Genomic DNA, 10,119 nt, shown 5'->3' with positions numbered 1-10,119 from the left:
CCTCCTCGGAGGAGCCGCTCGAGTACGACGACGTGCCCCAGGTTCAGCAGGTCCATTCGCTGCTCTACCACCAGGTCTTCGAGGCGGGACGGTCCGCCAACGAGCAGCACTGGGGCGGCGGCTACCGGTGAGCTGCCCGTCCTCGCTGATCAGAAACATTTAACCTGTGCAGATGACCGCTGTTCTGCTGGCCGAAGACGACGAGGCGATCGCCGCACCCCTGTCGCGTGCACTGGGGCGTGAGGGCTACACCGTCACCGTCGAACGCTTCGGCCCGGCGGTGTTGCGCCGCGCCCTCGAGGGCAACCACGACCTGCTGATCCTCGATCTGGGCCTGCCCGGCATGGACGGGCTGGAGGTGTGTCGGCAGGTGCGTGCGAGCGGGGCCGATCTGGCCGTGCTGATGCTCACCGCCCGCACCGACGAGGTCGACTTCGTCGTCGGCCTCGACGCGGGCGCCGACGACTACGTGGGCAAACCGTTCCGGCTGGCCGAACTCCTCGCCCGCGTGCGAGCCCTGTTGCGGCGCAGCGGAATCGGGGACGACGCGGTGGAGGTCGGCGCGATCCGGCTCGAACCCGCGGCGCGGCGGGTGCTGGTCAACGGGGCCGAGGTGAACCTGGCCAACAAGGAGTACGAGCTGCTCAAGGTCCTCATCGACCGGGCGGGCCAGGTGGTGGCGCGCGAGACCATCCTGCGCGAGGTCTGGGGCGACGCCGACCTGCGCGGCTCCAAGACGCTCGACATGCACATGTCCTGGTTGCGTCGCAAGATCGGCGACGAGGGCCCGATGGCGGAGCGTCGCATCGTCACCGTGCGCGGTGTGGGGTTCCGGCTCAATACCGACGGCCCCACCTCGCACCGAGGCTGACGCCGCAGTGCGCCGTCGCATCCTGCGCTCGATCCTGACCGTGCTGACCATCACCACGGTGGTGCTCGGCGTGCCGCTGATCTACACCGCGTGGCTGTGGGTCGAAGACATCACCCGCAACGATCTGCAGAGTCGCCTCGACCGGATCTCGACCGAGGTGATCGCCCAGGAACGGGTCGACGGGACCGTCCACGACGGTCTCGACGTGCGCGCCATGAGCGCGCTGGTCCCCGAGGGCGGCAAGCTCACCATCGTCTATCCGGCCCCGCACGACAATGCCGCGCGCACCGATATCGGCGTCGCGGAGGTGGCGGATCCGCTGGTCGAATCGCTGTCGATGGGCACGTCCGGTTCGCTGCGGCTCGAGGTGCCCGCCGGGCCGATGCATTCCCGGCAGGAGCAGGCGGTCGCCGCGGTGGCGCTGGCCGTGCTCGCCTCGCTGGGTGCGGCGTTCTCGGTCGCGGTGGTGACCGCGCGCCGCGTCGCCGACCCGCTGCGCGATGTGGCCGCCAGGGCGGCCCGGCTGGCGATGGGTGACTTCCGGCCCGATCCGCGCCGCCACGGCATCGCCGAACTGGACCGGGTCTCCGATGTGCTCGATTCGGCGACCGTCGAGATCGCCGGCCGCCTGCAACGCGAGCACGCGCTGGTGGCCGACGTTTCCCACCAGCTACGCAGCCGCCTGACCGCTGTTCGCCTGCGCCTGGACGAGTTGTCCACCCACGCCGACCCCGAGGTGGTGCACGAGGCCGAGGAGGCGATGGCGCAGGTCGACCGGCTCACCGACGCCATCGACGACCTGGTCCGCGCCTCCCGCGACGAAGACGCCACCGACCGCGATCCGGTGCCGGTGATGGCGGAACTGCGCGGTGTGGTCACCGAGTGGACCCACCCGTTCCACGAGACCGGGCGCGAACTGCTGCTGCTCGGCGACGAGTCCCTACAGGCCCCGATCACCGGTTCGCGGCTGCGCGAGGCGGTCGCGGTGCTGGTCGACAATGCGCTGATGCACGGCGGCGGCACCTGCACGATCTCGGTGCGCACGGTCCCGACGATGAGCTCTCGCGACCCGCTGATCTGCGTGGAGGTGTCCGACGAGGGCGAGGGTGTGCGCGACGAACTGGCGCCGCACATCTTCGATCGTGGGTTCTCCGCGGGCGGGTCGACCGGTGTCGGTCTCGCGCTGGCCCGCGCGCTGGTCGAGGCCGACGGCGGTCGGCTCGAGCTGCAGCGGCGCCGTCCGGCCCTGTTCGCGGTGTTCCTGGGTTCCAAGCTCAACCGCCCGCAGAACGCGACCCTGACCGAGCCGCGCTGACTCAGGCTCGGCCGAGGTGCTCTTCTTCGACCAGTTCCTCGAACTCGGCCACGATCTCGTCGATCTCGTCGGGGAACACCCAGCGCCGCATCGCCCAGAAACGGAACGCCATCTGCAGCAGGTTGCCGATGATGAACGCGCTGAAGAAATCGGCCACGTTCGCGACGACGAAGCTCACATGGGGTTCGCGGAGATCGAGCCCGTAGATCGAGATCCACAGCGGGATATTGGCCAGGACCACCCCGATCCCGCTCACCGCGAAGAACAGCAGCGCCTCGTGATGCTTCTCCCGGCCGCCCCGATTCTTGAACGACCATTCTCGGTTGAGGATGTAGGAAGCGATCACCGCCACCACGCCCGAGATGATCTTGGCGGTGAGCGGCTTGTCGGCGAGAATCGTCCATTTCAGGAGGTAGTACAGGCCGCTGTCGATCACGAACGTCGTGGCGCCGACGAGGGCGAATTTGATCAGCTCTTTATGCCTGATCGCGATTTCTCGCAGGCGCGGGGGAAGGACGCTGACCACGTCGTCGACGATTGACACGAGTTCTGAGTGTACCGGTCGCAAACATTCGCATTCGACATGACAACATTGCACGACGTGAGTGCACGTTCATTCGATCCGTCAGCCATGCCCACCGTCACGATGGTCGGTGGGGGTCAGCTCGCGCGTATGACGCACCAGGCCGCGGTAGCCCTGGGCCAGCGTCTACGGGTGCTCGCCGAGCGGCCGGACGACCCCGCCGCCCAGGTCACCCCCGACGTCGTGCTCGGCAGCCACGACGACCTGTCCGCGTTGCGAAAGGCAGCGCGCGGTTCGCACGCGCTCACCTTCGATCACGAGCACGTGCCGACCGAGCACCTGGAGGTGCTGGTCGCCGAGGGCGTGAACGTGGCGCCGCCGCCGCAGGCGCTGATCTTCGCCCAGGACAAGCTGGCCATGCGCACGAAGCTGTCCGCGCTGGGTCTGCCGGTTCCGGCGTTCGTCGAGGTCGCCGCGCCCGCGGACGCGGTGGCCTTCGGTGACGAGCACGGCTGGCCGTTCGTGCTGAAGGCCGTGCGCGGCGGGTACGACGGTCGTGGCGTGTGGATGCCCGCCGACGCGGCCGAGGCCACCCGGTTGGTCACCGACCAGCTCGCGCACGGTGTGCAGTTGCTGGCCGAGTCGAAGGTCTCGTTGAAGCGGGAACTGTCGGCGATGGTCGCGCGGTCGCCGTTCGGGCAGGCCGCGACCTGGCCGGTCGTGGAGACCGTGCAGCGCAACGGTCAGTGCGCCGTGGTGATCGCCCCCGCCCAGGACCTGGACGAGGACCTCGCCGCGCGCGCCGAGACCATGGCGCTGGAGCTCGCCGCTGGTCTGGGTGTGGTGGGCGTCATGGCCGTCGAGCTGTTCGAGACCCACGACGGCGAGCTCTTGGTGAACGAGCTCGCGATGCGCCCGCACAACTCGGGCCACTGGGGCATGGACGGTGCCTGCACCGGCCAGTTCGAGCAGCACCTGCGCGCGGTCCTGGACTACCCGCTCGGTGATACGACGCCGCTCGCCCCGGTGACGGTGATGGCGAACATCCTCGGTGCGGCCGAGGCTCCCGAGATGTCGATGGACGAGCGCCTGCACCACCTGTTCGCCCGCCTGCCCGAGGCCAAGGTGCACCTCTACGGCAAGGGCGAACGGCCCGACCGCAAGATCGGTCACCTCAACGTCCTCGGTGACGACGCCATCGAGGTCAGGGAAAAGGCCGAGCGGGCGGCGCACTGGATGTCGCACGCCGTCTGGACCGACGGCTGGGACCCGCACGGCGCGTGACACCACTTCTGCCACCACAGTTTTCGACCCCTAAGGAACCCACGTGAGCACCAACGGACCCCAGGTCGGCCTGATCATGGGCAGCGACTCCGACTGGCCCACCATGGAAGCCGCCGCCGATGCCCTCGCCGAATTCGGCATCCGCTTCGAAGTAGGCGTCGTCTCCGCCCACCGCACCCCCCAGCGCATGCTCGACTACGCCCGTGAGGCCGCGGGCCGCGGCCTGAAGGTGATCATCGCGGGCGCGGGCGGCGCCGCCCACCTCCCCGGCATGGTCGCCTCGGCCACCCCCCTCCCCGTCATCGGCGTCCCCGTCCCCCTCAAATACCTCGACGGCATGGACTCCCTCCTCTCCATCGTGCAAATGCCCGCAGGCGTCCCGGTAGCCACCGTCTCCATCGGCGGCGCGCGCAATGCAGGCCTGCTGGCCGCCCGCATCCTCGGCACCTCCGACGACTCCCTGCGCACCCGCATGGAACAGTTCCAGGCCGGCCTCGAGAAAATGGTCCTCGACAAAGACGAAGCCCTGCGCACCAAACTCCTCGGCGGCTGAACCCGGGCAGCTGACGGGCTAGGAGGCGCGGTAGGTCTTGATCGCCGCCACCGCGATGTCGCGGATGGTGGCGCAGCCGTGTCCGTGCACGCTGATCGCCTCGACGTAGGTGCCGGGTTCGCCGTCCCAGCCCGGTCGGGTGAAAGGCTTGTCGATCCCGACGAAAGCCGTGACCTCGCAACGATCTTCGCCGCTCGAGCTCTCGATGGCGGCGACACCGGCAAGCAGGAGTTGCCGACCGGTCGACAGCGGGGTGTCGACCAGGGCGCGGCTCATCGTAATCGTGTTGACCACGTACCGGTTTCCGTCGTTGGGGGTGCGTTCCCCGAGCGAGTAGTCGCAGGTCGACGGGTTCAGGCCGACCAGGAAGAACTTCTGCTCGACCGGATACAACGTATCGAGGAACGAGCACGGATCCTTCAACGGTGTCACGCGCAGGCCGGGTCGGTCGAACAGCGGCACCGACGCTGTGACGACTCTGCGCAACTCGGGACAGGTATCGCTACCTGCGACGCCGGAAGTGAAGTACTGGAAAGCCCGTTGCTCGTTGTATGTAACGGCGATCGAACACAGGTTGCCGCCACCGCCGACTGATCCGACGCGGGAGCCATAAGTGGTGGTGGCGCTGGTGAATACCGGCATTGTCGACATCGATACCGACAGGCTGATAACCGGGCCAGTGGGGTCGGCGAGCACGAACTCGCAATCGCCGAGGGATTGTTCCGGGCCGGTGTAGATTACGGTCCCGAGCGTGCTCGCCGCGGCCATGTCGATCAAAGAGCACGGATCGATACGGCGGGCTGCGTCCTGCTCGCTCTGCTCGATGATCAGGGCGGGGTCGGGGTTGCCGTTGCCCTTGACCAGTGAACCGCGATATCGAGCTCCTTCGGGAGTCGCGATGCCATCGGTACTGAGACAGCCGGACAACAACAAGACCGTAGCCAGGCTCAGCGCGACAGTGATGGCGCGCCGCGCGCTCACGCGACAGCCCCGAACAGCTTCATCGCGGCCGGCCGCAATTGTTCGGTGATCGTGCACAGGCTCGTGATCCGCACGATCGGCTGGACTCTGCTCCCGGAGGTGTCGCCGATTCCGTCGGACGGATCGAGTTCGGGACCGACAGCGAATGATTCGACACACGTCGGCGGCGGGATCGTCTCGTCCCGCGAGATCAGCACGGGAACGCCGCCGACGTCGATGAGATGGTTGGTCGCGCTGGTCGGCTCCAGCGGCCGCCGGGTCAGATCGAATGACACCGATGCGGCTTCCGACAGTTCTCGTGGTCCGTCGACCATGAAACTGCAACGGGTGGGGTCGAATTCGGCGTTGAGAAGGGTCAGTGGAACCTGTGCGGGCATGGCCGCCACGATTTCGCAGGGGTTGTGTCGCAACAGCTCGATATCGGACACGGGCGTCAGCGCAGCGGAGCGCAGCGGGATTTTGTCGTTGCGGAAGGCCGCGACGATATCGCCCGCGAGCTGCTCGCCCAGCCGACATCCGAGTTCTGCCGAGTCGAAGCCGGACGACGACACCTTCGCGTAGGCGACAGTGGGCACCTCGACGATATCGGGTTGGCCAGATGCCTTGGGGGCCAAGGGAAACCGAAGCGGAACGCTGAATGCGCAGTTGCCGTGGGTGTTCGGCCCCTCGACCGAGATCGTTTCCCCGGAGATCTGCCGGGCCTCGTTGTTGCCGGCCATCGGAGTATGGCCGAGATCGAGGTAGAGATACGACGGATTCCGCGCGCCGTTCGGCGTGAAGCGAATCGCGCACTGGTCGATCTGGGTGGTCGGGCCGAACAACGAGACCACACCTTCAGCGCTGACCCGGGCCCGATCGACGAACCCACACGGATCGACGGACCGCACCCGATCGAGGGTGTCGAACGTCAATTTGTCGGCGGCGGGGACGGGCACCCCGAACGCGGTTGCCGGGGGAGTCGCGCTGTCCGGGTGCGCCGCACCCTGGACGGTCTCCGAACAACCACAGGCCACCAGGGCCAGCACCACCGCCGGCAAACAGAACTTGGACCTCATATTTTCATCCCCACCCTTCTCGGACCTTCTCAGACCTCGATTCGGAAGGATATCGGCCCGTTCGCCGGCTGCCGCGATACGCCTACGCCGATCGCGCTGACCACCGCGCACGTTCGCCGCACCGATCAGTCGAGGAACTCTCGCAGGACGGGCGGCCAGCTCCCGCGCGCGGTCGACCAGCGCGATCCGGCCCACCGACGGAGTGAAGCCGCGGAAATCGCGTACCACGACATCGGCGAATCCGGGTACCGAGGCGTACCGCAACCCCGGCGCGAAACCCTGTCGCGAACCGAGCCGAACAGCGAACGCCGGCGCCCGCTGCGCGATCCCGATCTGCGAGGGACGGGATTCCGTAATGAGTCCGGGAGAATAAGTCGCGCAGCGGAAGTCGAGTGCCTGATCGATCAGTACGACAGCACACGCACGCCCCGCCTCTGCCAGGTCGATCGGAATGTCGGTGCCGAAGGAATGCGCTACCGCGGCGATCTCGGCGCTACCAAGGCGGTCGAGCACTTCGGTGACCATCGCGACCTGGTTCGCGCAGGTCGACGCGCACGACGAGAAAGCTGTCGCACATCAGCGTGGCGAGTTGATCGAACCATTCCAGTGAGCACGGTGAGCCGTGGATCAACAGCAACGGTGGCGCCGCCCCCGGTCCGTCCATGCGCACGCGCACCCGACCGTGGGTGAGATCCAGGATCCGATCGGCCGATTCGTCCGTGAAAGAAGCCATGGCCCCAGTCCTTTCAAGGGTGCAGGAACTCGACGAGGGTGTCGACGACCGCGTCGGGTCGGTCGACCTGAACGAAGTGGGAGGTCCGGTCGACGCGCACCATCCGCGCGGACGGCAGGTGGGTCGCGAGTGTGTCGGCTACCCGTGGTGACACGATCGGATCGGGTTCGGTGCCGTAGACGGCGAGCAGCGGTACCGGGAAGCTGTCCAGTTCGCTGAGTGTGCGACCGAGAGCGGCCAAGTCGTCGGGGCGCAGGCCGTCACGGAGATGTCGAACGAAGGCCCGTGAGCCCGCGGCACTCGCCAGCGGGGAACCGTATTCTCCCGCCTCCTCCAGTGACTTCACGGTTTCGTCGAAATAGTGTGTGCGGTGGTGTGCCCACCGGTACGGCCGTCTTCGCACATACGCCGCGAGCCCGGTGGCGACGCCGGGCACCGTCAGCGCGGCGGCGAGCGCGCGGTGCTTGATTTCCGGCAGTAGCGGCGAATGCAGGATCGCCACCTTCCGGAACGCATCGGCGTCGGTGAGCGCGCGGTGCAGCACCGGCAACCCGCCGAGCGAATTGCCCACCACCGCACACCTTTCGATGCCGAGGGCGCGCTGGAACTCGCCCAGCCATTCGCCGATCTCGGCGGAACGGAATGTGGCGCCCGTGGGCGCGTCACTGCCGCCGCAGCCCGGCAAGTCGACCGCCACCACACGAAAATGTGCGCCGAGGTCGGCCATGACGTATCGCCACGAGTAGGACGTGGTCATCAGTCCGTGGACGAGCAGCAATGGCGGCCCGGTTCCGGTGGTGCGGTATCGAATGCGAATCCGCCCGTACTCGGACGAGTTCATCGGCAGGTCCATCGGTGGTAACTGGAGAAAGGAATGCGGGCGGGCGGGGCTGGCGGGAAGATCCCGGAATCGCGCCTGCCGAAAGGGGGTGGGCTGGACGGCTGAGGCCATCGAATGCTCCGATCCTTTGCTATCGTTCGTTCGAACGAACGAATCAACGATAGCGCGGCGTGAGTTGCCGCGGGAAGAGAGACTCATGTCACAGTCGGAGCCCACTCGGGAGCGCATCATCCGGGCGGTCGTCCGGATCATGGGCGCCGACGGTGCGGCAGCGGTGACCAATCGTCGGATCGCCACCGAGGCGGGCATCTCGCTGGGCACCCTCACCTACCATTTCTCGACCCAACGCGACCTCGTCGAAGCGGGAATGGCCGCCTTCGTCGCCGCGGAGACCGTCAAGTTCACTCAGCTTGCCGACCGCGCCGCCGCAGGTGAGATCGACCTGGCTCAGGCGGGTGAGATCCTTGGCGGCATCGTCACCGATACCGACTTCGGCGGCGACCACCTCGCGTGGTTCGAACTCTTCGTTCAGGCCGCCAGATATCCGGCCCTGCATGCTGCGACCGCTGAGTTCTTCGACATCTACGACCGCCTCGCCGTGTCGATCCTGCGCGCACTCGGTGTCGCCGACGCCGAATCGGCGGCGCCGCTGGCGGTCGCAACGTTGGTCGGCCTCCAGTTGCGCCGTCTCGCGAGTGGTGGCTCGCCCGACCAGGTCGTCGGTGGGATGGCCGGGCTGGTCGCCGCATTCGCCGGGCAGTCGGTGCCGCCGCATTCGCCTGCCTGAATCGCGCCGCACGGCAGTGACTACGGTTGTTCCCCGTGGCACACGATGATGCGGCGCAGTTTCGGCTTACGGTGGTTGATCAGGCGTTGCGGTTGTTCGCCGAGCGGGGGTACGAGGCGACGACGGTGGATGAGATCGCGGTGGCGGCGGGGATCTCGCGGCGGACCTTCTTTCGGCAGTTCCGGTCCAAAGAGGATGTGATCTTCGCTGATCACGAGTTCCAGCTGGCCTCGGCGCAGGAATTCCTGGAAGGGGTCGACGGGGATCCGTGGGAAGCGGTGTGCGAGGCCGTGATCGGGGTGTTCGAGCGGTTCACGCAGTGGCGCGACATCGCGGCGCGGCGGTATCAGGTGGTGCGGCGGGTGCCCGCGTTGCGCGAGCGCGAGATCGTGACGGTGTTCCGGTACGAGCGGCTGTTCACCGAGTTCCTGCGCGGCCGGTTGCCGGAGGTGCCCGATCTGGTCCGGGTGCAGTACACGGCCGCCGTCACCGCCACGCACAACTACTTGCTGCGGCGGATGGTGCGCGGCGAATCGGGGGCTGCGCTCGCCGATCTGCGCACTGAACTGGCCATGATCCCGCGCGGGCGCAGGGCGCCGAGCGAGTCCGACGACCTGGTGCTCGCCGTGTTCCCCCGCGACATGCCGCCACGCAAGGTGGCCGATCTACTCACCGCGCGCCTCGGTAACCTGTGAGCGCCACCCCGAGCCGAAGCGCTCAGCGGTGACACTGAGTGCCACCCATATATCCGCATGTAGCGATAGAGTGCCGCGCGTATAATCCTCAGTAGATTGGCACTGCGTGCCGACGCCACACGCGCTGTGAGACCGCAGCGATCACGACCACGACCAGGAGTGTGCCCCCGATGGCTGGTAACCCCGACTTCGATCTGTTCAAGCTCGAGGACTTCCACGACGAGCTGCGCGGCGCCATCCGCGGCCTCGCCGAGAAGGAAATCGCTCCTTACGCCAAGGACGTCGACGGCAACGCCCGCTTCCCGGAGGAGGCGCTCACTGCGCTGAACGCCGCGGGCTTCAACGCCGTGCACGTGCCGGAGGCCTACGGCGGCCAGGGTGCCGACTCGGTCGCCACTTGTATCGTGATCGAGGAAGTCGCCCGCGTCTGTGGCTCGTCCTCGCTGATCCCCGCCGTGAACAAGCTCGGCACCATGGGCCC

The 10,119-nt window shown here is 67.5% G+C and carries 12 protein-coding genes and 1 pseudogene; 8 read left to right on the top strand and 5 right to left on the bottom strand.

Features of this window, described 5'->3' with window-relative positions; all coding sequences use genetic code 11:
• From ACFWF3_RS11665 to ACFWF3_RS11655, 3 genes and pseudogenes are all read left to right on the top strand, one after another.
• Positions 1–131 (top strand): annotated as a pseudogene (locus ACFWF3_RS11665) (PH domain-containing protein); the annotation flags it as partial.
• A gap of 41 nt (positions 132–172) precedes the next feature.
• The gene (locus tag ACFWF3_RS11660) at positions 173–871 is read left to right on the top strand and encodes a response regulator transcription factor (protein ID WP_056818039.1); all 699 of its coding nucleotides are present in this window, start codon (positions 173–175) and stop codon (positions 869–871) included.
• A gap of 7 nt (positions 872–878) precedes the next feature.
• Positions 879–2,186, top strand: coding sequence for a sensor histidine kinase (locus ACFWF3_RS11655; protein WP_378995421.1), 1,308 nt, complete (start codon positions 879–881; stop codon positions 2,184–2,186).
• A gap of 1 nt (position 2,187) precedes the next feature.
• Here ACFWF3_RS11655 and ACFWF3_RS11650 read toward each other — a convergent pair whose 3' ends face one another.
• A complete protein-coding gene (locus tag ACFWF3_RS11650; RefSeq protein ID WP_378995423.1) occupies positions 2,188–2,730 on the bottom strand; it encodes a GtrA family protein in 543 nt (180 codons plus the stop codon).
• Between the two features lie 39 nt (positions 2,731–2,769).
• Between ACFWF3_RS11650 and ACFWF3_RS11645 the strand changes: the two genes are divergently transcribed.
• Entirely contained in the window at positions 2,770–3,993 is a 1,224-nt protein-coding gene (locus ACFWF3_RS11645) for a 5-(carboxyamino)imidazole ribonucleotide synthase (RefSeq protein ID WP_379313615.1), read from the top strand.
• Positions 3,994–4,036: 43 nt separating this feature from the next.
• Positions 4,037–4,546 (top strand): 5-(carboxyamino)imidazole ribonucleotide mutase, encoded by a 510-nt coding sequence (gene purE / locus ACFWF3_RS11640; protein ID WP_379313613.1) that lies wholly within the window; start codon positions 4,037–4,039, stop codon positions 4,544–4,546.
• An 18-nt stretch (positions 4,547–4,564) separates the two neighbouring features.
• On the opposite strand, the gene ACFWF3_RS11635 is transcribed toward purE, so the two are convergent.
• The 4 genes from ACFWF3_RS11635 to ACFWF3_RS11620 are packed head-to-tail and all read right to left on the bottom strand — an operon-like array spanning position 4,565 to position 8,156.
• Positions 4,565–5,527: a hypothetical protein gene (locus ACFWF3_RS11635; protein WP_379313612.1), complete on the bottom strand. Its 963-nt coding sequence runs from the start codon at positions 5,525–5,527 to the stop codon at positions 4,565–4,567.
• Positions 5,524–7,107: a hypothetical protein gene (locus tag ACFWF3_RS11630; protein WP_379313611.1), complete on the bottom strand. Its 1,584-nt coding sequence runs from the start codon at positions 7,105–7,107 to the stop codon at positions 5,524–5,526. The genes ACFWF3_RS11635 and ACFWF3_RS11630 overlap by 4 nt, the downstream gene beginning before the upstream one ends.
• Positions 7,076–7,315, bottom strand: coding sequence for an alpha/beta fold hydrolase (locus ACFWF3_RS11625; protein ID WP_379313609.1), 240 nt, complete (start codon positions 7,313–7,315; stop codon positions 7,076–7,078). The genes ACFWF3_RS11630 and ACFWF3_RS11625 overlap by 32 nt, the downstream gene beginning before the upstream one ends.
• Before the next feature lie 13 nt (positions 7,316–7,328).
• Complete coding sequence (locus ACFWF3_RS11620) at positions 7,329–8,156, bottom strand: alpha/beta fold hydrolase (RefSeq protein ID WP_379313608.1); 828 nt, start codon at positions 8,154–8,156, stop codon at positions 7,329–7,331.
• Between the two features lie 196 nt (positions 8,157–8,352).
• Here ACFWF3_RS11620 and ACFWF3_RS11615 point away from each other — a divergent pair, with 196 nt between their 5' ends.
• The 3 genes from ACFWF3_RS11615 to ACFWF3_RS11605 all read left to right on the top strand — a co-directional run.
• The gene (locus ACFWF3_RS11615; RefSeq protein WP_379313607.1) at positions 8,353–8,943 is read left to right on the top strand and encodes a TetR/AcrR family transcriptional regulator; all 591 of its coding nucleotides are present in this window, start codon (positions 8,353–8,355) and stop codon (positions 8,941–8,943) included.
• A gap of 35 nt (positions 8,944–8,978) precedes the next feature.
• A complete protein-coding gene (locus ACFWF3_RS11610; RefSeq protein ID WP_379313606.1) occupies positions 8,979–9,638 on the top strand; it encodes a TetR family transcriptional regulator in 660 nt (219 codons plus the stop codon).
• 170 nt (positions 9,639–9,808) lie between these two features.
• The coding region (locus tag ACFWF3_RS11605; RefSeq protein ID WP_379313605.1) for an acyl-CoA dehydrogenase family protein at positions 9,809–10,119 on the top strand (311 nt) is incomplete at its 3' end.

The organism is Nocardia sp. NPDC060220 (genome assembly GCF_042727815.1).
GTDB lineage: Bacteria > Actinomycetota > Actinomycetes > Mycobacteriales > Mycobacteriaceae > Nocardia.
Note: the sequence above shows the minus strand (reverse complement) of the source record. Positions and strands in the feature narration are given on the sequence as shown.

Bases quoted from the DNA above. Each gene is read 5' to 3' on its own strand.
- ACFWF3_RS11620 (WP_379313608.1), bottom strand. From the start codon at position 8,156: ATGAACTCGTCCGAGTACGGGCGGATTCGCATTCGATACCGCACCACC.
- ACFWF3_RS11615 (WP_379313607.1), top strand. From the start codon at position 8,353: ATGTCACAGTCGGAGCCCACTCGGGAGCGCATCATCCGGGCGGTCGTC.
- ACFWF3_RS11630 (WP_379313611.1), bottom strand. From the start codon at position 7,107: ATGGTCACCGAAGTGCTCGACCGCCTTGGTAGCGCCGAGATCGCCGCG.
- ACFWF3_RS11660 (WP_056818039.1), top strand. From the start codon at position 173: ATGACCGCTGTTCTGCTGGCCGAAGACGACGAGGCGATCGCCGCACCC.
- ACFWF3_RS11625 (WP_379313609.1), bottom strand. From the start codon at position 7,315: ATGGCTTCTTTCACGGACGAATCGGCCGATCGGATCCTGGATCTCACC.
- ACFWF3_RS11645 (WP_379313615.1), top strand. From the start codon at position 2,770: ATGACAACATTGCACGACGTGAGTGCACGTTCATTCGATCCGTCAGCC.